The 21,224-nt window shown below is 43.8% G+C and carries 26 protein-coding genes; 11 read left to right on the top strand and 15 right to left on the bottom strand.

Annotation, left to right across the window (positions count from 1 at the left end; genetic code table 11):
* Nucleotides 1-21 precede the first annotated feature (21 nt).
* The 14 genes from hisS to MSG93_RS08370 all read right to left on the bottom strand — a co-directional run bounded on the left by hisS (nucleotide 22) and on the right by MSG93_RS08370 (nucleotide 12,237).
* Complete coding sequence (gene hisS / locus MSG93_RS08435; protein WP_324621353.1) at nucleotides 22-1,314, bottom strand: histidine--tRNA ligase; 1,293 nt, start codon at nucleotides 1,312-1,314, stop codon at nucleotides 22-24.
* The gene (gene ispG / locus MSG93_RS08430) at nucleotides 1,311-2,426 is read right to left on the bottom strand and encodes a flavodoxin-dependent (E)-4-hydroxy-3-methylbut-2-enyl-diphosphate synthase (protein WP_005226789.1); all 1,116 of its coding nucleotides are present in this window, start codon (nucleotides 2,424-2,426) and stop codon (nucleotides 1,311-1,313) included. Before ispG ends, hisS begins: the two co-directional genes overlap by 4 nt.
* A gap of 22 nt (nucleotides 2,427-2,448) precedes the next feature.
* Nucleotides 2,449-3,246 (bottom strand): helix-turn-helix domain-containing protein, encoded by a 798-nt coding sequence (locus tag MSG93_RS08425; RefSeq protein ID WP_199949590.1) that lies wholly within the window; start codon nucleotides 3,244-3,246, stop codon nucleotides 2,449-2,451.
* A complete protein-coding gene (pilW, locus tag MSG93_RS08420; RefSeq protein ID WP_032881569.1) occupies nucleotides 3,237-4,043 on the bottom strand; it encodes a type IV pilus biogenesis/stability protein PilW in 807 nt (268 codons plus the stop codon). Before pilW ends, MSG93_RS08425 begins: the two co-directional genes overlap by 10 nt.
* Nucleotides 4,044-4,060: 17 nt before the next feature.
* Nucleotides 4,061-5,296: a 23S rRNA (adenine(2503)-C(2))-methyltransferase RlmN gene (gene rlmN, locus MSG93_RS08415; RefSeq protein WP_009513049.1), complete on the bottom strand. Its 1,236-nt coding sequence runs from the start codon at nucleotides 5,294-5,296 to the stop codon at nucleotides 4,061-4,063.
* A gap of 121 nt (nucleotides 5,297-5,417) precedes the next feature.
* Nucleotides 5,418-5,849: a nucleoside-diphosphate kinase gene (gene ndk / locus MSG93_RS08410; RefSeq protein WP_004775629.1), complete on the bottom strand. Its 432-nt coding sequence runs from the start codon at nucleotides 5,847-5,849 to the stop codon at nucleotides 5,418-5,420.
* 107 nt (nucleotides 5,850-5,956) lie between these two features.
* Nucleotides 5,957-6,157 (bottom strand): Fe-S cluster assembly protein IscX, encoded by a 201-nt coding sequence (iscX, locus tag MSG93_RS08405; RefSeq protein WP_005226785.1) that lies wholly within the window; start codon nucleotides 6,155-6,157, stop codon nucleotides 5,957-5,959.
* 107 nt (nucleotides 6,158-6,264) lie between these two features.
* Nucleotides 6,265-6,816 (bottom strand): phosphatase PAP2 family protein, encoded by a 552-nt coding sequence (locus MSG93_RS08400; RefSeq protein ID WP_009513084.1) that lies wholly within the window; start codon nucleotides 6,814-6,816, stop codon nucleotides 6,265-6,267.
* A 32-nt stretch (nucleotides 6,817-6,848) separates the two neighbouring features.
* Complete coding sequence (locus tag MSG93_RS08395) at nucleotides 6,849-8,120, bottom strand: glycosyltransferase family 4 protein (protein ID WP_032870212.1); 1,272 nt, start codon at nucleotides 8,118-8,120, stop codon at nucleotides 6,849-6,851.
* Between the two features lie 156 nt (nucleotides 8,121-8,276).
* On the bottom strand, nucleotides 8,277-9,116 hold the full coding sequence (locus MSG93_RS08390; RefSeq protein ID WP_324621352.1) for a symmetrical bis(5'-nucleosyl)-tetraphosphatase: 840 nt from the start codon (nucleotides 9,114-9,116) through the stop codon (nucleotides 8,277-8,279).
* The gene (gene rsmA, locus MSG93_RS08385; protein WP_004775636.1) at nucleotides 9,116-9,928 is read right to left on the bottom strand and encodes a 16S rRNA (adenine(1518)-N(6)/adenine(1519)-N(6))-dimethyltransferase RsmA; all 813 of its coding nucleotides are present in this window, start codon (nucleotides 9,926-9,928) and stop codon (nucleotides 9,116-9,118) included. Before rsmA ends, MSG93_RS08390 begins: the two co-directional genes overlap by 1 nt.
* A 40-nt stretch (nucleotides 9,929-9,968) precedes the next feature.
* Entirely contained in the window at nucleotides 9,969-10,955 is a 987-nt protein-coding gene (pdxA, locus tag MSG93_RS08380) for a 4-hydroxythreonine-4-phosphate dehydrogenase PdxA (protein ID WP_324621351.1), read from the bottom strand.
* Between the two features lie 221 nt (nucleotides 10,956-11,176).
* The gene (locus MSG93_RS08375) at nucleotides 11,177-11,530 is read right to left on the bottom strand and encodes a hypothetical protein (RefSeq protein WP_262766159.1); all 354 of its coding nucleotides are present in this window, start codon (nucleotides 11,528-11,530) and stop codon (nucleotides 11,177-11,179) included.
* Nucleotides 11,531-11,595: 65 nt separating this feature from the next.
* The gene (locus tag MSG93_RS08370) at nucleotides 11,596-12,237 is read right to left on the bottom strand and encodes a hypothetical protein (RefSeq protein WP_324621350.1); all 642 of its coding nucleotides are present in this window, start codon (nucleotides 12,235-12,237) and stop codon (nucleotides 11,596-11,598) included.
* A gap of 268 nt (nucleotides 12,238-12,505) precedes the next feature.
* Between MSG93_RS08370 and rplM the strand changes: the two genes are divergently transcribed.
* A complete protein-coding gene (gene rplM / locus MSG93_RS08365) occupies nucleotides 12,506-12,934 on the top strand; it encodes a 50S ribosomal protein L13 (protein ID WP_005226762.1) in 429 nt (142 codons plus the stop codon).
* A 12-nt stretch (nucleotides 12,935-12,946) separates the two neighbouring features.
* Nucleotides 12,947-13,333, top strand: a complete 387-nt coding sequence (rpsI, locus tag MSG93_RS08360) for a 30S ribosomal protein S9 (protein WP_004775642.1) — start codon at nucleotides 12,947-12,949, stop codon at nucleotides 13,331-13,333.
* A gap of 62 nt (nucleotides 13,334-13,395) precedes the next feature.
* Here rpsI and MSG93_RS08355 read toward each other — a convergent pair whose 3' ends face one another.
* On the bottom strand, nucleotides 13,396-13,794 hold the full coding sequence (locus MSG93_RS08355) for a hypothetical protein (RefSeq protein WP_324621349.1): 399 nt from the start codon (nucleotides 13,792-13,794) through the stop codon (nucleotides 13,396-13,398).
* A 126-nt stretch (nucleotides 13,795-13,920) separates the two neighbouring features.
* Between MSG93_RS08355 and MSG93_RS08350 the strand changes: the two genes are divergently transcribed.
* The 9 genes from MSG93_RS08350 to MSG93_RS08310 all read left to right on the top strand — a co-directional run bounded on the left by MSG93_RS08350 (nucleotide 13,921) and on the right by MSG93_RS08310 (nucleotide 21,208).
* Nucleotides 13,921-14,580: a glutathione S-transferase N-terminal domain-containing protein gene (locus MSG93_RS08350; RefSeq protein ID WP_004775645.1), complete on the top strand. Its 660-nt coding sequence runs from the start codon at nucleotides 13,921-13,923 to the stop codon at nucleotides 14,578-14,580.
* 14 nt (nucleotides 14,581-14,594) lie between these two features.
* Complete coding sequence (locus tag MSG93_RS08345; protein ID WP_005226757.1) at nucleotides 14,595-15,020, top strand: ClpXP protease specificity-enhancing factor; 426 nt, start codon at nucleotides 14,595-14,597, stop codon at nucleotides 15,018-15,020.
* A 15-nt stretch (nucleotides 15,021-15,035) separates the two neighbouring features.
* Nucleotides 15,036-15,698, top strand: coding sequence for a hypothetical protein (locus MSG93_RS08340; RefSeq protein ID WP_324621348.1), 663 nt, complete (start codon nucleotides 15,036-15,038; stop codon nucleotides 15,696-15,698).
* Between the two features lie 386 nt (nucleotides 15,699-16,084).
* Nucleotides 16,085-16,444: a hypothetical protein gene (locus tag MSG93_RS08335; protein ID WP_004775651.1), complete on the top strand. Its 360-nt coding sequence runs from the start codon at nucleotides 16,085-16,087 to the stop codon at nucleotides 16,442-16,444.
* Nucleotides 16,445-16,606: 162 nt separating this feature from the next.
* A complete protein-coding gene (locus MSG93_RS08330) occupies nucleotides 16,607-17,575 on the top strand; it encodes a hypothetical protein (protein WP_262475362.1) in 969 nt (322 codons plus the stop codon).
* 8 nt (nucleotides 17,576-17,583) lie between these two features.
* On the top strand, nucleotides 17,584-18,126 hold the full coding sequence (locus tag MSG93_RS08325; protein ID WP_005226752.1) for a GTP-binding protein: 543 nt from the start codon (nucleotides 17,584-17,586) through the stop codon (nucleotides 18,124-18,126).
* A 23-nt stretch (nucleotides 18,127-18,149) separates the two neighbouring features.
* Nucleotides 18,150-18,569 (top strand): roadblock/LC7 domain-containing protein, encoded by a 420-nt coding sequence (locus MSG93_RS08320; protein WP_004775657.1) that lies wholly within the window; start codon nucleotides 18,150-18,152, stop codon nucleotides 18,567-18,569.
* 353 nt (nucleotides 18,570-18,922) lie between these two features.
* Complete coding sequence (locus MSG93_RS08315) at nucleotides 18,923-20,266, top strand: sphingomyelin phosphodiesterase (RefSeq protein WP_324621347.1); 1,344 nt, start codon at nucleotides 18,923-18,925, stop codon at nucleotides 20,264-20,266.
* Nucleotides 20,267-20,278: 12 nt separating this feature from the next.
* Nucleotides 20,279-21,208: a lipase secretion chaperone gene (locus MSG93_RS08310; RefSeq protein WP_324621346.1), complete on the top strand. Its 930-nt coding sequence runs from the start codon at nucleotides 20,279-20,281 to the stop codon at nucleotides 21,206-21,208.
* Nucleotides 21,209-21,224 lie beyond the last annotated feature (16 nt).

Here is a 21,224-nt window from a genome sequence, read left to right as displayed (position 1 = left end):
CCTTTTCCTAAATTCTTCAACTTATTGTTTAAATTTTTCAATCAAAAACGGCGTCAGTTCAGTCAAAGCAACTTGAGACTGCTCTGCTGTCGCCAATTCTTTAATGAGAAGCTGCTGTGATTCCCACTCGCGCTCACCCAAGATCATCGCAAAAATTGCACCCGACTGATCGGCCTTTTTCATTTGGCTTTTCATGCTGCCTTGTGAACCTGTTTTTAAACGAATCGGGCTATGGGCCGCTTCCAGCTGATCACGAATCTGTTCCGCCAAGACCAAAGCTTTGGCTTGATAAGCCGGTTCTGCCAACAAGAAGATTTCGCAATCACGTACTGTTTTGGCTTGTTCGACTTGCTCGAGCAACAGGAGCAAACGCTCCATCCCCATCGCAAAGCCAACCGCAGGCACAGACTGATCCGCCTTACCTTTTAACTGCCCGACCAGACCGTCATAGCGACCACCTGCACACACCGTGCCTTGTGAACCCAACATGGTGGTGGTCCATTCAAATACGGTTTTGTTGTAGTAATCCAAACCACGGACTAACTTCTGGTTAATCACAAACTCAATACCCGCATCAGTGAGGTATTGCTGTAATTGCTGGAAGTGATTGATTGAATCTTCTTTGAGGAAATCATGCAACTTAGGTGCATTTTCCAGAATCTTTTGGGTCGACTCAATTTTAGAGTCCAGAATACGCAATGGATTGGTGGTTAAACGACGTTGCGAGTCTTCATCCAGAGCATCTTTGTGCTGATTTAAAAACTCAACCAATGCGGCACGGTATTCTGCACGTTCGTCGGTTTCCCCGAGTGTATTCAACTCCAGTTGAACCTTGTCCGCAACGCCCATACGCTTCCACAAACGTGCTGTCAGTAAAATCAGCTCGGCATCGATATCGGGTGTTGCCACACCAAAGGTTTCTACACCAAACTGATGGAACTGGCGGTAACGGCCCTTTTGCGGTTTTTCATAACGGAACATCGGTCCCATATACCACACACGTGGCGTCGCGCCGCGCAACAGGTTATGTTCAAGCAAGGCACGTACACAACCTGCTGTCCCTTCTGGACGTAGCGTCAGTGATTCAGGCGGATTACCCTTGTCAAAAAAGGTATACATTTCTTTTTCAACGATATCGGTCGCATCGCCAATAGCACGTTTGAATAAACCGGTTTGCTCAACGATCGGTAAACGAATCTGTTGATAACCATACGCATCCATTAAAGATGCAAGTTGTTGTTCCAGACTTCTCCAAGCCGCAGTTTGCGTTGGAAGGATGTCATTAAAACCTTTGATAGCGACGATTGAACTCATGATGAACTACGAATAATTTCTTTAGATTTTGCTTCTTCAAGCTCTTGAACACGTTGACGAACCATTGTTTCAATTTCATCAACCAACTGATTTGTATCAATTAAATGGCTCTTTTCGCCATTACGGTACACCAGTGAACGCGGAGATGCCCCGACAATCCCGATATCCGCTTCTTTGGCTTCACCCGGACCATTCACCTTACACCCGATCACAGACAAGTCCATCGGCGTACGGATATCTTCTAAACGCTCTTCCAGTGCCTGCATCACCTGAATCACATTGAATTCCTGACGTGAGCAGCTTGGACAAGCAATAAAGTTAATGCCGTTTGAGCGCAAGCCCAACGATTTTAAAATATCAAACCCGATTTTAATCTCGTCTTCCGGCTCGGCAGCAAGCGAGATACGCATGGTATCGCCAATGCCTTCCATCAATAATCCACCCAGCGCGATGGCTGATTTCACCGTACCGGTACGATAGATACCTGCCTCTGTGACACCGAGATGCAAAGGATTATCAATCTGTTGCGACAATAAGCGATACGCATCCATGGTCAGGAAAACATTCGAAGCTTTTACGCTGACTTTGAACTCATGGAAGTCCAGACGGTCCAGAATATCGATATGACGCATCGCCGACTCAAGCAAGGCCTGCCCGGTTGGCTCGCCATATTTCGCCTGTAAATCTTTTTCCAGTGAACCCGCATTCACACCGATACGGATCGAAATACCATGATGTTTTGCCGCAGCAACCACCTCACGTACTTTCTGATCTGAACCGATATTCCCCGGGTTAATGCGCAAACAGTCGGCACCATAATCCGCCACAGCCAACGCAATACGATGATCAAAATGAATATCCGCCACCAGAGGCACGGTCACACGTTTACGAATAGCACCAAATGCCTCTGCTGCTTCCATTGAAGGAACAGAAACACGCATGATATCTGCACCAGCATCTGCACAGCGCTGGATTTGCGCGACAGTCGCATCGACATCACAGGTTTCAGTATTCGTCATACTTTGAACACTAATCGGGGCATCACCACCGACATACACCGAACCGACACGGATTTTACGTGTCGGGCGGCGTTTAATGGGGTTCACAATCATCGTATAGCTCTACTCTTTGTCGTTAACGAGACAAACGGAATTCTGCTTTTCCATTGACGGTATAAGGAGACAATGAAATCTGTTCCTGATTCAAAACCAGGGATACAGCGGTCGCATCGTCCAAACGAATCTGGAATGGCGACTGACCACTCAGATTCAAGGTCGATGCCTGACGACCTGTTGCCAATACTTTACCTGTTGCATCCACAATATGCACAGAGGTTGGTCGGCTGAAGTTCAGGACTAATTGGTCACCAGATGTTGCTGCCGTTGTATTTCCACCCATCGGCAGAATTTCAACTTCAGAGTTTTTGATCTTTGGTACATCCGCATCATCCTTATGGCTTGATGTCCAATTCTGTACAGCCATGACCGCTAACCATGCCAATACTGCCACCGCTGCCACAATCGCAATGCGTTTTAACCATTTGCGGTTACGTACGCTTTTCGAACCTGACAATTTCCCCATGATCTTAATCGGAGAGTTATTCAGGGCATGGCTGGCTTTAAGACCGGTATCATTAACATAGATTTCATCAAAACGCTGAATGATCGCGCTTGCATCCGCATTTAAATGCTTGGCATAAGCACGATAATAGCCTTTGATAAAGGTCGCTTCTGGCAATGACTTGTAGTCATCTTGCTCTAATGCCGTCAAGGTTTTGACCGGCATGTTCAATACGTTTGCAATCTCTTCAATTTCTTTCTTTTGTGCAATACGAATTTGACGCAAATACTCACCAGGTCGTTGAATATTTCCTAACGCAGACGATGGCGAGGTTGAGCCAGTTGGCTGATGTGAATTTGGATTTATTTCCATACGGCCTCAGTACTGTACTGTAATTGCAAATAACGTTGATATTCTGGACTATCAGGAAATAAAGCGCGTAACTGATTGACTAACACTTGCATTCCTAACTGATCCGCATTTGCCCGAGCAATGCGTAAACCAATCCAAAGCGCACGGGCACCCTGGTTTTTCTGACCTACATTACGAACATATTGTTCGTATAGTTGCGATGCATCTCTATTATTTTGTTGCAAATAGAAAATTTCCGCCAACTCTAACATTGAAATTGTTGCGTTTCGATTCGCTTGTAGCGCCTGTTTGAATGCTTTTTCAGCATTCGCCACATCGCCGAGTTTTAAATAGATTCGCCCCAGGTTTTCCAGCGACTGAAAACGCTGATCATAACCCAGAGTTGCGCCCGCACGGGTAAATTGCTCAATGGCTTCATTATAGCGTTGCTGCTGGTACAAATATGTACCGTAATTATTACGCGCCTGAGCATTATCTGGTTCGGAGGAAATAGCACGCTTGAAATAAGACTCCGCTTTTTCCATATTGGCTGCGCTGCCTTCCTGTTGCAGCAGGATGCCCATCATCATGTTGGCGTTGGCATCCCGAGAATTCAGTTTTAATGCCTGATCAAGCGAACGCTTGGCTGAATCCAGATCACGTGTACGAATATATTCTGCCGCAAGTTGCGTACGCACCTGCACCGCTTTTTCCGGATCTTTTTTTAATGTTGTAGATGGCGTCTGGCAAGCTGTTAAGCCAAGTAAAGTAAACACAACAGCTGTCGCTATAATCGTTTTTGATCGAGTTGTATTCAACGCTTTTTCCCCAAGTTTTATCCTTGTGTGCGCAATATTTCTTGTCGTTGCGCCACTTTCTTTTTCCACTGTTCAGCACGACGGGTTCGGTCAGCCACCTGTCCTACCAATTGTCCACATGCCGCATCGATATCATCGCCACGTGTCTGACGAATCGTACACACAAATCCGGCATCCGACAAAGTTTTTTGGAAGGCAATAATGCGGTTACGGCTCGAACGGCCGTACGGCGCATGCGGGAACGGATTAAATGGAATGAGGTTGATTTTACTTGGTAAGTTTTTCAGCAATTTTAACAATTGCTGTGCATGCTCAGGCTGGTCATTGACCCCTTCCAGCATCACATATTCAATGGTGACATGGCGACGAGAACTTTCATTGCCATCTTTGCCCAAATAACGCTGGCAAGCCGCAATCAGTTGCTGTAACGGATATTTTTTATTGATCGGCACCAGCTCATTACGCAATTCGTCATTCGGTGCGTGTAATGAAATTGCCAGGGCAACATCAATGTCCTGCGCCAGTTGATCGATCTTTGGCACCACACCCGAGGTTGATAAGGTGACACGGCGTTTCGACATGCCATAAGCAAAGTCATCCAACATCAACTGCATCGAACTGAGCACAGCATCATAATTGAGCAAGGGTTCGCCCATTCCCATCATCACGACATTGGTGACGGTACGTTCACGCTCTGCAACTGGCACTTCTTCCATGTAGGAATAGTTCGCCATCCACAGCTGACCAATAATTTCTGCAGGGGTTAAATCACGCTGAAAACCTTGCTTACCGGTAGAACAGAATGAACAATCCAGTGCACAACCCACTTGTGAAGAAATACACAGGGTTTTACGCGCACCGGTTTTATCATCTGCCGGAATCAGGACCGTTTCAACCAGCGAGCCCTCACCATCACCGACACGGAATACCCACTTACGGGTGCCATCTTTGGAATAGTTACGATGCACCACTTCAGGCGCTTTAATTTCACAGATTTTTTCTAATTTTTCACGTAATTTGCCCGAGATATTGGTCATCTCGGCAAAATCTGTCACAAAATATTGATGAATCCATTTCATGACCTGACCGGCGCGAAACTTTTTTTCGCCCAGATCTTCAAAGAATTTTTCCAGTTCAGCTCGAGACATGCCAAGTAAATTGACTTTATGCTCGGCAGCTTGAACGACAGGCGTAGTAACAGACTGTTGTTTTTCATCTAAATTTTCTGATGAAACGACCACTGCAGAACTCATGTATATTTACCTAAACAATATCAGCGCTAAAAAATACTGTGCATTATTTGCACAATACAATCAATAAGAAATAAAAAACCAGATAAGTAGTATACCACTTATCTGGCTCGAATACTTTGGATTAACGAGTGCGTGGGCAAATCTCGTTATCAGCAAAGAAGTAAGCGATTTCGCGCTCAGCAGAAGCAACTGAGTCAGAACCGTGAGCAGCGTTTTCGTCGATGCTTACAGCGAAGTCAGCGCGGATTGTGCCTGGAGCCGCTTCTTTCGGGTTCGTTGCGCCCAAGATATCACGGTGAGCAAGAACTGCGTTTTCGCCTTCAAGAACTGAAACAACCACTGGACCAGAAGTCATGAATGCAACGAGGTCAGCAAAGAAACCGCGTTCTTTGTGCTCAGCATAGAAACCTTCAGCATCAGCTTGAGAAAGGTGTTTCATTTTAGTAGCAACGATCTTCAAACCTGATTTTTCGAAACGAGCAAAGATGTCGCCGATGTGGTTTTTAGAAACTGCATCTGGTTTTACGATAGATAAAGTACGTTCAATCGCCATGATTGACTCCTATTATGGTCTAAACTAAAAAATTTGCCGCATTATACCGATGTCATCGTTAATAATCAGCTTGAATATGCAAAAGTTCAGCGATTTCTGACGAATTTTTAACGAACTTCATCCAGCCAGGCCATTTGGATGGCTTCAAGCAAACCTTCGGTTGATTTATTCGGATCATCACTAAAGTCTGGTAAAGCACACACCCAGGCATGCAAATCCGTGAATCGCACCCATTGCGGATCGACATCTGGATGTGCTTCGGTAAGTTCAATTGCAATATCAATCGTATCTGTCCAGCGTAAGCCCATATAACAACCTGAATAAATGTATGTGATTGAGCCTACTTTAACAAAACACCGGATTTAAGAGATAGTGTTGAAGTGCTAAATTGTCGCTAAAACGCTTGTAAAATGCGTTACAGAACCAGATTAAAGCTCGGTGCCAGCAAAATGATCGCACTTGCCACCGATGCACCAATCATTGCACCGACAATGACATCGCTTGGATAGTGTAGTCCCAGAATCATTCGTGACAATGCGACCAAGATCGTAAACGGTAGCATCAGGATCAATAACAGGGGCTGGATATAACCCAAAGTGATGGTGACCATGACCGCATGTAAGGTGTGACCCGAAGGGAAACTGAAATGATCGAGTGGTCGCTCCCCCAAGACAATGACCTGATGCACCTGATAAGGTCTTGGACGGGTAGTTTTATGTTTTAAAAACTTATAAATCAAGGTGCCTACAGAACCCGCCCCGATCAGATACAATATCTGCACCCCGTATGCCAAGCCATGCATCGCCCAAACTGATAGCAACATGACATACCAAAATGGCCCATCACCCAATCGGCTGATTGTTTTAAAAAATAAAGCGATACGTTGCGACTGTGAAAGATGGTTGAGATAGACACACCCTTTTAAATCGAGATCCAGCATTTTTATTTTTGCATTTTGAAATTTCATACTTTTTCTCCTCTTCAGGATTTAGGTCGGCGTCATGGGAGACTCCTCACGACCTGATAAAATGCATGTTCTAATTGTTGTACCGGAAACTGCCAGCTGCTGTGTTGTACGCTTTCGCTGGCCAGTAAGCCCATTTGTCTCAATTGCGGTAGCGCAGGTAAATGACAAATGGATTGAATAAAATCTGTGGTCTCTCCAAGCTGGCTCAACCAGCCGGTGACCCCATGCCGAACATGTTGATGGGCACAGACATAGTCATAGGCCACCACTGCCAAACCACTGGCAATGGCTTCCAACACCACATTTCCGAAAGTATCGGCCTGACTGGCAAAGGTAAACACATCGGCACTGGCATAAGCCGCCGAAAGCGCTTTCCCGCTCAGGCTCCCCATAAAGATCACATCACTGGATTGCGCCATTTTGCTCAGACGTGTCTGGTCTGGTCCTTCGCCCACAATCACGAATTTAGTGTTTTTGCCTTGTTGTGCCTGTAAGGCATGGAAACTCTTGATCAGCACATCGACTTCTTTTTCAGGTGACAAACGCCCGACATATAGCATGACACGAGTATCTGCATCAGCGCCCCATTGCTGGCGAAGCTGTTCTGAACGATGTTTCGGTGAAAACTTTTCCGTATCCACACCACGTCCGACCACCACCAAAGGACAGGTTACGCCAAAACCGCGTAAAGCCTGTTCGGTGTATTGACTGGGTACGCAGGTGACATCGGTACTGTTATGGAACCAGGTCAGATAACGTTGAATCGGCTTGACCAGAAAAGCCAGATCAAAGAACCGGCTAAAGTCATGAAAGGCTGAATGGAAGCCACTCGATACTGCAACCTTTCGCGATTTTGCAGCCTGCAAAGCGGTTAATCCCAAGGGCCCTTCTGTGACGATATGCACCACATCCGGCATAAATTTCTCAAAGGCTTTGGACACCTTGAGATATTGTGGCCATCCGAATTGCACACTCGGATATTTGGGAATCGGCTGAGACATCACCAGACATTCCTGATCGGGATGGAATTCGGTACAGACTGTTTTTTGTGTGGGACGTACCAGTAAGATTTTATGTCCAAGTCGCTGTAAACCCTGACATAACTGCATCATGGATAAAGCCACGCCATTAATTTCTGGGGGCCAGGTTTCAGTCACAATCGCGATACGGAGACGAGGACGAACCAGATCATGCAGTTCAGACAATTCATCTTGTTTATTTTTGAGTTGTTTCCTTTTAAAGTAAAATTTAAAATTTTCAGGAAACTCTTGCTTGAATAGAGATGTCGCGTATGTACTCTGCATATCGCCATCCATTTGTGTCGTTATTTTCATGCTTTTAGCTTATAAGCATTTTTTGACACTTTAATGATCAGTGTATGACAGTTTTTTGACAGTCTTAAAATAAAAAATGCCCATTTTCCAAGCAAAAATGGGCATCTAAAAATAGCACTGCATCCATCAGGCAAGCGGGTTATCTACCGCAAAAAGCTGCTGATCTTCTAAACGTAAAGCCACCAATTGTTGTCCCCAGACACAGCCACCATCCACATTTTGAATTTGAGGACTAATGGTCTTGCCCTGTAATGCCGCCCAATGTCCAAAAATCAGCTGATGGGTGTGTGCGGCCTGACTTTCAAACTCAAACCAGGGTTGAAAACCCGCTGGCATCGGCGCATCTAGGGCATCCTTAAATTCAAACTCCAGACGCCCTTCGGCATCAGTCAAACGCATACGGGTCAGATAATTGGTGATACAACGCAATCGCGCCATACCTGTCAGCTCATCCGACCACAGATCAGGTTGAGAACCATACATTTCTGCCAGAAAAGCATCCAGCACCGAGAGATCATCATGCGCAACAACCTGTTGTACTTCTTGTGCCAGTGCAACTGTCTTTTCAGCGCTCCAGATACAGGGTACACCCGCGTGAGTAATCAAGGTGTGTTGATTTGGAGACAGACTTAAAGGCTGTTTACGTAGCCAGTCAATCAGCTCATCGCCATCAATTGCGTCAATCACTTCCTGGGTATGGTCTTTTTCTTTGGGTTTTTTAAAGCCACGCGCACAGGCAATCAAGGTCAGGTCATGATTACCCAACACCGTTGCAGCGGCCCCACGGTCAGCCAGCTTTTTAATAAAGCGTAAGGCACCGACCGAGTTTTCACCACGCGCCACCAGATCGCCAGCGAACCATAAAAAGTCTTGGTCCGGATCAAAGCGGATTTCTTTCAGCAACGCTTTTAGTGCTTCAAAACAGCCTTGCACATCACCAATGACATAATTATAGCGCTTAGACATCAGGCCACCATCTGATCGGAAAGCGCCACAAAATCTGCCAGACTTAAGGTTTCTGGACGCGCCATTGGGTCAACCCCGGCTTTTTCAAAGCCATCTTCCACCAGCATGCCTTTTAAGCTATTTCGCAAGGTTTTACGGCGTTGAGTAAATACGTGCCCCACCAAACGCGCTAACGCTTTCTCATTTTTTGCCACAATCGGTTTGGTTTCGTAAGGCTCTAAACGGAATACTGCCGAGGTGACTTTTGGCGGTGGGTTAAATGATCCCGGTGGCACTTCAAACAAGAAGGTTGGCTTGCAGTAATACTGAATCATGACCGAAAGACGACCATACTCTTTGGTATTGGGTGTTGCGGTAATACGGTCCACCACTTCTTTTTGCAACATGAAGTGCATGTCTTTGACTTTGTCACCAAACTCCAAGAGATGGAACAACAGTGGTGTTGAAATGTTATAGGGTAAATTCCCCACTACACGTAGTGGGCGGCCTTCCTGAAACAGCTGGGTAAAGTCGTACTTCAAGGCATCTGCTTCAACAATGGTCAAACGCTCAGGATGTGGTACACGGCCTGGCAAGCCTGCTGCCAAATCACGGTCCAGTTCAACTACGGTCAATGCATCACACTCACCAATTAACGGTGAGGTCAATGCTGCCAGACCAGGGCCAATTTCAACAATGTTTTCGCCCGCACGAGGATTCACTGAGCGTACAATTTTGGCAATCACACGTTGATCATGTAAAAAGTTTTGACCAAAACGTTTTCGAGCCTGATGCCCTTCATCTTTAGGGTTTAGGGCATTAATTTGATACATATATTTATACTCAATATTTGAAACTTAATTCCCCCCTCTTTTATAAAGAGGGGCTGGGGGAGATTCTTGCCAAATCAAGTGCTAAATCCACTGCAACATGCAAGCTCGATGCTTTTGCCTGTCCAGTGCCTGCAAGAGAGAGTGCCGTACCATGATCGACAGAGGTTCGAATAAATGGCAAGCCTAATGTAATGTTTACTGCTTCACCAAAGCCCTGTGATTTTAACACAGGTAAGCCTTGATCGTGATACATCGCTAAAACCGCATCTGCATCTTTGAGATTTTCCGGGGTAAACAAGGTATCTGCTGGCAAACTCAGGCTCATGTTCACGCCCTGCGCTCGATAGCTTTCCAGCACCGGATTAATCACCTCAATTTCTTCACGACCTAAATAGCCGTCCTCGCCCGCATGCGGATTTAAGCCACATACCAAGATACGCGGTGCAGAAATTTTAAATTTGGTTTTTAAGTCATGAATCAGGATATCAAGCACCTGATGTAAACGTTCTGGACTAATGGCAGCAGGCACATCGCGCAACGGCAAATGAGTGGTTGCCAGAGCCACCCGTAGCGTTTTGGTCGCCAGCATCATCACCACACGATCAACACCAGCAAACTCCTGATAAAACTCGGTATGTCCGCTAAACGCGATGCCCGCCTCATTGATAATGGACTTTTGTACAGGCGCCGTGGCCACACCGACACTTTGTCCAGACATGGCATAATCAGCCGAACGGCGCAATTGCTTCAATACATAAGCCGCATTGGCAGAATCTAACTGCCCTAAATTCACCGGTTTTGCCAAAGGCACATGTTCAACAAAGAGTTGCCCCTGCAAACTCGATGCTACTTGCCCCTGATAAGCAATCAGTTCAACATTTAAACCGAGTAGATTGGCACGTTGCTGCAACATTTCGATATCAGCCAATACCACCAGCGGCCGCTCATCAATCCGTTCCGCCAGACTCAGACAGATATCTGGACCAATTCCAGCCGGTTCACCTGAAGTGACATATAAAGGAAGCATATCTAGCGCCAGTCTTTTGATTTCCTGCTAGTGTAACCAAAATCTAAAAGCAGCTATAGCCCCACCTTTTTATAAATTCTGTTGAAAGGACAGCAATAGCCCTTTATTACAGTACATACAGCCAAAAAAGTAATGGCTCTTCGTTAAAATCAGCACGGTCTTTGCCTAAACCCTTGCTAAACTCAGCCTTTATAAAGGTCAAAATATGAGTATTGAAGTATTTAGTCTTCCGGTTTTCGTGGCAAATGAAACTCGGCATTTAGCCAGCCGAGCACATGCGCAAGTTCTGACAAGCAAATCAGGACCCCAGCAACCCCAATAGCAATAGCCAGCCATTTCCACAGTTGGCGATGGGTCTGGCTAAAACGCTGCACTGGTATGCAGAAAAAAATCAGCCCACCTGCCAAATAAAGCAGATATGGAAAAGGTGTGAAATGCATAAACATGCTGACTAAAGCCACGCCGACCATTCCACTAAAACCGTAATAGATTCCAAACCCGGTGATCAGAATGAAATAAGTTGTGATTAGTCCGAACAGACAGCCCAATAGAAATTGTTTTACGCGCAGCATCATGAGTCTTTTTTATTTGGATTCATACTCATAAAACATTATTTTATCCGCTCAATCAAGCTGCGGGATCAGCGTTCAGGCAGCACAGCTTTAGACAGGTTCTGTGGAACAAGATTGGAAGGAACAAATTCGACCTTTCGGGTCCATGGATTCACTTTGGGCTGTGCTTTCTTCTCCGGCTGTGCTAAAGCCATTTCTTCTTTTTTTTCACTCACGGCAACCGTACTTACTGGCTTGTCAGCAAAAGGGTTGTTGATACTGTCTTTTTTTTCTGCTGCTGGCAGCGCCTGCTGAAGTGGAGCTTCTTTTTTCTCAAGTGCTGTGGTGTTCACGACTGTACTGGCTGGACGGGCATAAGCAGCGACCATAGCCCCTTGCTTTACGATGGTCTGGGTGGTCGGTGCGGGTAACTGAGGTGCAGGAGTTGTCAATGTAGTACTTGATGTCCCTTGCAGATTCAGCGGATCTACCGGAATTTCGATGGCTTTCATTTCAGCGGTAACCGCCATTGCAGGATCAATATGATCGTTGCCACGACTTTCCAGCACTTCAAGTTTACGACTAGTGCCCTCTTTCGGCTGGAATTCAGAATAATTGGTCACACTGGTCTGATCGACCCATTTATACAGTCGTCGTGCATGGGTCTGGGTCGCACAAACACCTACCAGCAAGGTGACTACAACCATTTTTGTAGAAAACGACAACTTCATCAAATTCCCCGAGAGAAGAGGTAAATACTTCTATTTATTTCAAATAATTGGCATAAAAAATAATAGGTTAATCCCGGCGCTGCCTCAAGCGAAATAACAGGCCCTGCAACTCACCGCCGATTAGTTCCCAATTCAGTCACATTGCAGCAATTTCTGGCTTCGGTAGCGTTTTTTTCTTGTGCATGGATATAAACTCATGTAGAATTCGGTCTCCTTTTGTTTGGACAGATTCCACCGTCCAAACCAACTATAATAGGTAGTGGTTTAAATGAAAACTCTCAGCGCTAAGCCAGCTGAAGTTCAACACGATTGGTATGTTGTTGATGCTTCTGGCAAAACTTTAGGTCGCCTTGCGACTGAAATCGCTCGTCGTTTACGCGGTAAGCACAAAACTTCTTATACTCCTCACGTTGACACTGGCGATTACATCGTTGTGATCAATGCTGAACAAGTTCAAGTGACGGGTAACAAATCACTTGATAAGAAATACTATCGCCATACTGGTTTCCCTGGTGGTATCCGTGAGACTAACTTCGAGAAGTTAATTGCTCACAAACCTGAAGCTGTTTTGGAAAAAGCGGTTAAAGGTATGTTACCAAAAGGTCCTCTTGGTTATGCAATGATCAAAAAAATGAAAGTGTACGCTGGTAGCGAGCATCCTCATACTGCTCAACAGCCACAAGTTTTGGACATCTAAGGGATACAGCACATGGCTACTAATTATGGTACAGGTCGCCGTAAGACCGCAACTGCACGTGTTTTCTTGTCAGCTGGTACAGGCAAACTCGTAATCAACAATCGTACTTTAGAGCAATATTTCGGTCGTGAAACTGCTCGTATGGTTGTACGTCAGCCTTTAGAACTTTTAGAAGTTACTGAAAAATTTGACCTTTACATCACTGTTAAAGGTGGTGGTATTGGTGGTCAAGCTGGCGCTATCCGTCACGGTATTACTCGTGCATTGATCGCTGCTGACGAAAACTTAAAACCTGCTCTTCGTCAAGCTGGTTTCGTTACTCGTGATGCTCGTGAAGTTGAACGTAAGAAACTTGGTTTACGTAAAGCACGTAAACGTCCTCAATTCTCTAAACGTTAATCGTTTTACGAATTGGACAAAAAACCTCGGATTTTCCGAGGTTTTTTATTGCCTATGATTTATTACTTCTTTTTAGAACAATCCATGACTGCATCACCTGTGCCATCGGCAGCAGCAAACTCGGTGACAGTACAGCCATTTTGCTGATAGCTTCGAGTGCTTTTGGAAAATTGATGGTCTTTCGGAATCGGTGCATTACACGGCTGCCCGGTTTTTTCATGTACCATCTGGATCGGTCCATCATTATAAATAGTCACCTGACAAGCTTTGACCACATACTGCTTTTTAATGCCACCATATTGTTGCCCACTATCCTCATCAGCCCCAGCAGCAATCACGGCATCAGCTGCCGCCTCACTCTCTATCGAAGAAATATTGCTCTGCCCCACTCCCTTAGGCGAACCCGCACAACCACCTAGTAACAACACACCGCACAATACAATCAGGTAATCTAGTTTCATTCTATTTTCTCTCATTGAACTTATTGAATAATAAATCTATTCTGTAAGGCTCATATTATTAATGTTTAAGTGCTTTCCAACGTTAATTTTAGTATTCTAAACAGTCAATCAGAATTTTTTGGATTTATGTCTTTAGAAAATCCCCCAAGCCCTGTGCAAGGCATTACGCTTTATAGTCATGCAGATGATTTCCGCTCACACTGGATTCGTTTTTTACTTGCTGAAAAACAAATCAAATATCAGCTCATTATCACCGACCATGAAGATGAGGATTTGGCAGACCTCAATCCCTACAATCAGCTGCCGATGTTGATTGAACAAAACCTAAAGCTATTTTCAGCCAACGTGATTGCTGAATATCTAGATGACCGTTATCGCCAGAATAAACTCTATGCCGATGCACCGATGGCCAGAGCAGAACAGCGACAATATATCTGGCGCTTTGAACAGGACTGGTTCAAACTGGCAGATCATATGCTCAGACATGCCGATAGCCTGGACCTGAAACAAAAACAAAAGGCGCAAAAAGAACTCAGGGATACCTTGATCTCACTGACGCCCCTGTTTCAGCATTTTCCATTTTTCATGTCAGAAACCTTCTCCATTCTGGACTGCATGCTAGCCCCGATCTTCTTGCGCCTTAAAAGTATGGGAATCGAATTACCAGCACAGCATTGCCGACCGATTTTCTTGTATTGTCATCGTATCTTTAGCCGCCCATCTTTCATTAAATCAATGACAGCTCAAGAAAAAAACAGCTACAATGAATTGATTTCTACGATTTAATAAGTTTTTCAATTATGTCTGAGCAAATAACTTTTACGCCTACACGCCCATACCTTGCTCGTGCCATTTATGAATGGATTTGCGATAACCAGCTGACGCCTTATTTGTTAGTGGATGCAACCCAACCGCACACAGATGTTCCGCTACAATTTGTAAAAGATGGGCAAATTGTTTTGAACCTCGCACCGCATGCAGTGCATCAACTGCATATGAGTAATGATGCAATCACTTTCTCCGCCCGTTTTGGCGGTGTTGCCAAAGAAATTTATGTGCCTATCCGTGCCGTACTTGGAATTTACGCCAGAGAAAATGGACAAGGCCTATTCTTTGATCCTTCTGAATATGAAGATATGGAAGAAACTGCTGCACCAGAAACAGAACAAACCAAGCAAGAAGCAGAACCTACGAAAAAGAAACCTTCACTCAGAATTTTAGATTAAGCAAGGAGAGACACAATGGCATTTGACTTGGTTCAGTATTTTGCTGAACAGATTAAAATTCAAAAACCGCAGCTTTTTAGCCAATATTCTCCAAAAGAAAAACAGTCTTATATTGATGAAGTCAATATTTTAACTCTTGGACAATTAATCAGCTTATGGAAACAGAATCCCCAGAAACTTTATCAGGAAGTTCAAACCGCTGATCCGCTTTATATCCAAGAGATTGCTCGTCACCTGACCACCTCCCCGCATAATCAGTCTGAGCTTAAAGCGGCTGAACTCGAAAATAGTGTTTCAGAAGTACTGGCCTTACAACTGGCGGAGTTAAAGCAGCTTGACCAGACCGGCAGCTTCGGACAAACCGGACTGACCGAACTGTTAATGGGTCAAATTGAACATCTATCCGGCCAAGCGGAAGACTGGGTCTGGTCAACCAACCATTTGACAGAGTTACTGGGCTCCAAACCGGTTATTCAAGAAGAGGTTTCTCTTGAAGCTACCATGCAGGAGTTTAACCAGATGGTAAATCAGGCCAAACCTGTGGCTCATGAGTCGCATGAAGCTGCTGATATTGTCCCGCCAGTGGTACCTGGCTGGGCCTATCTTGTTTCTCCTTTGGTGGCATTGGTCATTCTTATATTTTTGTATTGTTCATATTGCCAGTTAATCTCTGGCTGATTTGAGATAAGCCGATAAAGAAAGAATTAAATTCTTTCTTTATCATCATTTTAGTAGAAAATTAATCATTATTAAAATAATAATTCAAACTTTCTAATTAATAAATTTACATTTATTTACAATCCCAATTACATATTTATCTCAATTATTAATGTGAATAAAATCACACTAACAATTAATTATTCATCTTAATTAATATTTTTATTTGTTAATCTGACAAAAAATGTCAATTATTAGTACTCCTTAAATTTCAATTAATCTAAAGCATGATTGATTTAATAAAAGAGTTTCCTATAATAAATTTATCTACTTTTGAAAACTAATCAAAAACAAAAGTAGTGTATATATAAATTCATAAACAAAGATGTATCAGTAGAGATAAAATCATGGCTAAAATTTCATTAGAAAGCTTAACAAATATTGATGGGTTCGTTGCAGCAGCATTAGTAGATACAGAAAGCGGTTTGGCGCTAGCAACACAAGGTGGGGGTTCACTGGATTTAGAATTGGCAGCTGCTGGTAATACCGAAGTTATCCGCGCCAAACGTCGCGTAGCCAACTCATTGAAACTTAACGATGATATTGAAGATATCCTGATCACCTTAGGTAAGGCATATCACTTGATCCGTCCATTAGAAAGCAATGGCAATTTGTTCCTTTATCTTGTTTTAGACCGTACCAAATCAAATCTTGCTATGGCGCGTCACGAACTTAAAACCTTCGAAAAAGAGTTAGATTTTGCTTAATTCTTAATTTAAAAATATTTAATATATTAGGTTTCTTGTATATATTTCCATTTTATTTATTCATCATCATAAAATAGAAATAATACAAGTTGCCTATTATTAGCCTTTAGTATAATGGCTATTTTTTGCAGTCCAATATTTTAAAAACATTAAAGTGATACTATGAATGGACATTGCATTAATATCGCAATTTCAGGTATAAGTTTAAAAGTTTCAGATGAATTAAAAATAGAACTTAGAAAAACCATACCACACGAGTTTGGCATAAACTGGATCAATATTGCCGATCCCAACATCGACTTACTATTAATCAATGAAAATTTCTTCGAGTCCGAAGGCATTCAACGCATTTTAAAACAAAAACAACTACCCTGCTTAAAAGTTGCGAAAGGAGAAGGCTCACATCATATCGAACAACACAATACCCTGTATTTACCGTTTCAGCATAGCGAGGCATTAAAAAACTGGATTCAGTTTCGTCTACTGAGCTATCTCTCTCATCAACAATCCCAGCAACCCAAGACCGAACGCGTTTCCAGCCACAATGCCATTAATGAAAAATATTTGACGGATATGCTCAATCCTGAGAATGCCAGACTGCATCTTTTTGATGATCACGGCACCTTGGCCATCATCGATACCCGTAGTCAAATTGCCTGGCTGGAGCCGACACGCATTCATACCAAAACCAATCACAGCTTTAAATACGAATTTGCAACCACCTCCAATTTCACTAAAGTTTCCCGTAAAGTGGAATATAACTTACAGGACTGGGTCTGGAATCTGTTTTGGCACTCGATCGAATTCCAACGCCTGGCACCCAATGAAAATGAATATTATAAAATCGAATACTGGCCGCAGCCTGCTCAAAGCGAAGGTCGTAAAACCGCCCTCCTACTTTCGGCCTGCTTTATACAAGGCGCGCAACTTTATCAGGTCGCCACACAGCTAAAACTTCCTATTCAAACGGTTCAACAGTTTATTGCGGCCTGCATGATTTCGAACAATGGTGGCATTATTCCTGCTTCAGAAAGTCATTACTTAAAAACAGAAGCTGAAGAACAAACGATTGAACAAAAAGGTTTTTTAAATAAATTTTTCGGCAAAATCAGACGCCGCTTTGGGCTTTAAGGAATATTATGATTCTCCAACAATATAAAATTGTCTTTGCAGGAAGCATGGGCGCAGGAAAAACCGAAGCGATTAAATCGCTTTCAGAAATTCCTGTGCTTGCGACTGAGGCATTAAATACAGACAGTCAGGCCCATAACAAGATGCAGACCACGGTGGGGATTGATTATGGTGAAATTACGCTGGATGACGGGGTAAAGATCGGCTTGTACGGGACACCAGGTCAATCACGTTTTGATTTTATCTGGCCAGTGATCTGCCAAGGTGCCTTGGGCGTTATTTTACTGGTCGACCATAACAGCAAAGTGCCGATTGAAGAACTTGAAGCCTATCTGGAAACCTTTAAAGATTACACCCAGAATATTTCGATTGGCATTACCCATGTCGATGAAAACAAAGAACAGCCGACTACGATCTATCGGGACTGGCTGATTCAGAATGACTATCACTATCCTCTATTTTTTATCGATGCGCGTAAACAAGAGCATATCTTGCTCATGATTGAATCTCTTATTGCAGCATTAGAAGTCAATTTAAAAGCAACAAATTAATTACTTTATAAAAGAGAAGAAGTATGTTCAGTATTCCCAGTCAGCAACGTACCGCACCCAAAGAGCTGATCCAGTTTGCCAAGGCTCAAGCCAATGATATTCTGATGAATATTCGAGGGGTGGATTATATTATGCTCTGCTCAACAGACGGGTTTGAACTCGCGGCAATTTACAAGAAAAATCCGTATAACAGTACCAAGCTGGCTGCTGTCAGTAGTTCAATTCTGGCGATGGTCACGGCTTTTCTGAATGAAATCCAGTTAACCGGATGTCAAAGTATTACGCTAGATGCTGAAAATGGTAAGGCGATTCTGACCTCTATCCCGGCCCAGCATCATCCGATGGTTATGGTGACCTTAAGTAACAAGGACGTATTATTAGGCCAGCTTCTTTATAGCCTAAAGCAGGCCAGTACGGCGATTTCCGAAGCAGATCAAGCCTAAACACCTCATAAAATAACTAATCTGACAGGGTGTCATCCTTGTCAGATTTTTTTCATTTTATCCCTCATAGAATTTGCATCCACCTGTTTATTTTCGTTTATGAACACTTGTATATTTTTACGATCTTAGAAAGATTTTGTATCCTGCTTAGTTCTCTCTAAAATATTCATAACTATAAATAAGATAGAGTTTTCAAAACATCAGATGAATGGTCATTAATTTAAATGATTTAGCAATATTTTTTCATTATTATAATTTTCGAACAAATAACGATCATAAATTTTTCATAAATGAATAATTTTAATAACACATCTCGTTTTTGTTCCAACAAAATGAACACGATGGAGAGAAAAATGAAGCTGAAAAGCTTAAAACTCGGCGCAGGGGTTGCGTTATTGATTAGTGGTTTTTCGAGTCAGCAGGCGATGGCTGATTCCTATGTTTTTGTGACCAATACCACACCGCAAACGGTATCGGTACAAGTCAATCAGACGGGAGCGGCCTTACAGCAAGGCAATGAATGGGCACAGGAAGCCACACAAATTGCCCCTTATGAAACCAAACGTATTTTAAGGATCAACCGTTATACCGGAATCAAATCCGGTAAAACCTATAACTTTGATACTGTCGTCAGCAGCGGCAACTCACAAGTGACTTTAAAGCAGACCATGACTGGCACCTGGTCTGGCAGCAACATACAGCATGGCATCCAAACAGCGACGGCAACATCGCCTTGGTATTCAGACCGTAATGTTCATCGGATTAATACCACTTATGCAGGTTTATCCGCTCAGGCTGCGGTAAAAGCCGAATATACCGGCGGTTATGATGACTTCCACTACACCATCCATCAAAACACCGTTCTAGAACCGGTTTCAGCCAGTGCCGATGAACTCAAAGTCCTGACGTATAATATTTATGCCCTGCCTATGGTGGCAAGTAAAATTAGCGAACGTCTGGCTGAATTGCCCAATCATTTAAACGGCTACGATGTGATTATGATGCAGGAAGCCTTTGCCTCTTCACGCACAGACATGTTGAATCAACTGGCACAACAATATCCGTATCAAACCCATATTCCTGTCGGTTCGGGCTATAACCTGTTTGACAGTGGTCTGGTGATTATCAGCCGCTATCCGATCGTGAAAACAGCACAATTGATTTATCCAGATTGTACTGGCACCGACTGCTTTGCCGATAAAGGTGTACTGTATGCTGAAATCATTAAGAATGGTAAGGCCTATCATGTGACATCAACCCATACCGCATCTTTTGATACTGATGCCGCACGCGCATTACGCCAGACCCAGTTCAAACAGATTCGCCAATTGGTCAATCAACAAAATATTCCAAGTTTTGATGCCGTGCTGATGGGAGGAGATTTTAATGTCAATAAACTGTTATGGCCGCAAGATTATCAAGACATGCTGACTAACCTGAATGCAACCGCAGCACCAAGCACAGGTTATACCGCTTCGACCTTTGATCCACGTGTGAATAAGCTGGCAGGGGCTGCAGGTTCTGGCGGTTCAAATGTGGAATATCTGGACTATATTGTGGCTTCCAATAACCATCGTCAGCCAACACAGTCGCGTAATGATGTGCGTATTCTGCGCAGCACGGCGGACTCCCTGTTCATGACTTGGGATCTCTCCGATCATTTCCCGGTAATGGGTCAATTTAATTACACGCCATAAACGGAATGCGGTATGAATAAAAGACTATTGCTGACAATATTGATTGTTGTCGTGGTCTTGGTTGCGATTGTAGTCTGGAAGAGCACCGCCTCTTCCGCTGCAGTCCAGCACACCAAATCCACCTCTTCATTTCAGGATTCATCAGCACAGATGAGCGATGACAGCATGCCCAATAAAAGCAAGGATGAAGTTTTTCAGGACTCACTGTTAAAACAACTCAAAACATTGCAACAACAACCCGGCAATATCACTGAATTTCTGAATGGGTTTAAAGCCAGTTGTCCTATCTCTGACTGTAATGCAGCGCTCGCAAAAGCTTTGGCCAATTATCCCGACCAGAAATTTGCAGCTTTAGTTGCGAATCTGTTGAAACGGATTCCGCAATATGAACAACAGATGCAAAGTACCGTACTCTCAACCGCGTTATCTCCTAAAGAACGTTTTGACGCGCTTTGGAAACTCAGGGAGCAGACCTTAGGCCAAGCCGAAGCCATGCTAGGCTTTGGACAAGAACGACAGTATGCAAATTATCATTTTGCCTATCATGATCTGGCACAGAAACAGAATCTGAGTGCTGAACAACGTTTAAAAGCCTTTGAACAGTTGCAAAAACAGTATCCAGATGCAACTCAGCAGGAAAGCAAGATCGGACAATATCAACAGGCCTTGAATCTGCTCGAGCAAGGCTCACACAACCCGGCAGAAACGGCACGGTTAAAGCAGCAATTACAGCAGCAATATTTGACCGAGCAGCAACGCCAACAGGTTCAGCAAAGAGAACAACAGGAGGCTCAACAACAGCAGCAAGTCAATCAATATCAGCAGGCCTTGCAGCAGTTACAACAAGAGATGCAACCGCTGAAAACACAGCTTTCAGAAGCCGAATGGCAACAGCAGTATCAAAGCCGTTTAGAGAATTTACGCTTGAAAATGTTCCCTTAAATCGGTTGAACCCCGG

This window comes from Acinetobacter sp. IK40, assembly GCF_035615075.1.
In the GTDB taxonomy this organism is placed as follows: Bacteria; Pseudomonadota; Gammaproteobacteria; order Pseudomonadales; family Moraxellaceae; genus Acinetobacter; species Acinetobacter courvalinii.
This window is presented reverse-complemented; position numbering and strand designations above follow the sequence as displayed.

Excerpts from the sequence above, each read along its gene's own strand:
- hisS (WP_324621353.1), bottom strand. The coding sequence starts at position 1,314 with ATGAGTTCAATCGTCGCTATCAAAGGTTTTAATGACATCCTTCCAACG.
- ispG (WP_005226789.1), bottom strand. The coding sequence starts at position 2,426 with ATGATTGTGAACCCCATTAAACGCCGCCCGACACGTAAAATCCGTGTC.
- MSG93_RS08425 (WP_199949590.1), bottom strand. The coding sequence starts at position 3,246 with ATGGAAATAAATCCAAATTCACATCAGCCAACTGGCTCAACCTCGCCA.
- rlmN (WP_009513049.1), bottom strand. The coding sequence starts at position 5,296 with ATGAGTTCTGCAGTGGTCGTTTCATCAGAAAATTTAGATGAAAAACAA.
- ndk (WP_004775629.1), bottom strand. The coding sequence starts at position 5,849 with ATGGCGATTGAACGTACTTTATCTATCGTAAAACCAGATGCAGTTTCT.
- iscX (WP_005226785.1), bottom strand. The coding sequence starts at position 6,157 with ATGGGCTTACGCTGGACAGATACGATTGATATTGCAATTGAACTTACC.
- MSG93_RS08400 (WP_009513084.1), bottom strand. The coding sequence starts at position 6,816 with ATGAAATTTCAAAATGCAAAAATAAAAATGCTGGATCTCGATTTAAAA.
- MSG93_RS08395 (WP_032870212.1), bottom strand. The coding sequence starts at position 8,120 with ATGCAGAGTACATACGCGACATCTCTATTCAAGCAAGAGTTTCCTGAA.
- MSG93_RS08390 (WP_324621352.1), bottom strand. The coding sequence starts at position 9,116 with ATGTCTAAGCGCTATAATTATGTCATTGGTGATGTGCAAGGCTGTTTT.
- rsmA (WP_004775636.1), bottom strand. The coding sequence starts at position 9,928 with ATGTATCAAATTAATGCCCTAAACCCTAAAGATGAAGGGCATCAGGCT.
- pdxA (WP_324621351.1), bottom strand. The coding sequence starts at position 10,955 with ATGCTTCCTTTATATGTCACTTCAGGTGAACCGGCTGGAATTGGTCCA.
- MSG93_RS08375 (WP_262766159.1), bottom strand. The coding sequence starts at position 11,530 with ATGATGCTGCGCGTAAAACAATTTCTATTGGGCTGTCTGTTCGGACTA.
- MSG93_RS08370 (WP_324621350.1), bottom strand. The coding sequence starts at position 12,237 with ATGAAGTTGTCGTTTTCTACAAAAATGGTTGTAGTCACCTTGCTGGTA.
- rplM (WP_005226762.1), top strand. The coding sequence starts at position 12,506 with ATGAAAACTCTCAGCGCTAAGCCAGCTGAAGTTCAACACGATTGGTAT.
- rpsI (WP_004775642.1), top strand. The coding sequence starts at position 12,947 with ATGGCTACTAATTATGGTACAGGTCGCCGTAAGACCGCAACTGCACGT.
- MSG93_RS08355 (WP_324621349.1), bottom strand. The coding sequence starts at position 13,794 with ATGAAACTAGATTACCTGATTGTATTGTGCGGTGTGTTGTTACTAGGT.
- MSG93_RS08350 (WP_004775645.1), top strand. The coding sequence starts at position 13,921 with ATGTCTTTAGAAAATCCCCCAAGCCCTGTGCAAGGCATTACGCTTTAT.
- MSG93_RS08345 (WP_005226757.1), top strand. The coding sequence starts at position 14,595 with ATGTCTGAGCAAATAACTTTTACGCCTACACGCCCATACCTTGCTCGT.
- MSG93_RS08340 (WP_324621348.1), top strand. The coding sequence starts at position 15,036 with ATGGCATTTGACTTGGTTCAGTATTTTGCTGAACAGATTAAAATTCAA.
- MSG93_RS08335 (WP_004775651.1), top strand. The coding sequence starts at position 16,085 with ATGGCTAAAATTTCATTAGAAAGCTTAACAAATATTGATGGGTTCGTT.
- MSG93_RS08330 (WP_262475362.1), top strand. The coding sequence starts at position 16,607 with ATGAATGGACATTGCATTAATATCGCAATTTCAGGTATAAGTTTAAAA.
- MSG93_RS08325 (WP_005226752.1), top strand. The coding sequence starts at position 17,584 with ATGATTCTCCAACAATATAAAATTGTCTTTGCAGGAAGCATGGGCGCA.
- MSG93_RS08320 (WP_004775657.1), top strand. The coding sequence starts at position 18,150 with ATGTTCAGTATTCCCAGTCAGCAACGTACCGCACCCAAAGAGCTGATC.
- MSG93_RS08315 (WP_324621347.1), top strand. The coding sequence starts at position 18,923 with ATGAAGCTGAAAAGCTTAAAACTCGGCGCAGGGGTTGCGTTATTGATT.
- MSG93_RS08310 (WP_324621346.1), top strand. The coding sequence starts at position 20,279 with ATGAATAAAAGACTATTGCTGACAATATTGATTGTTGTCGTGGTCTTG.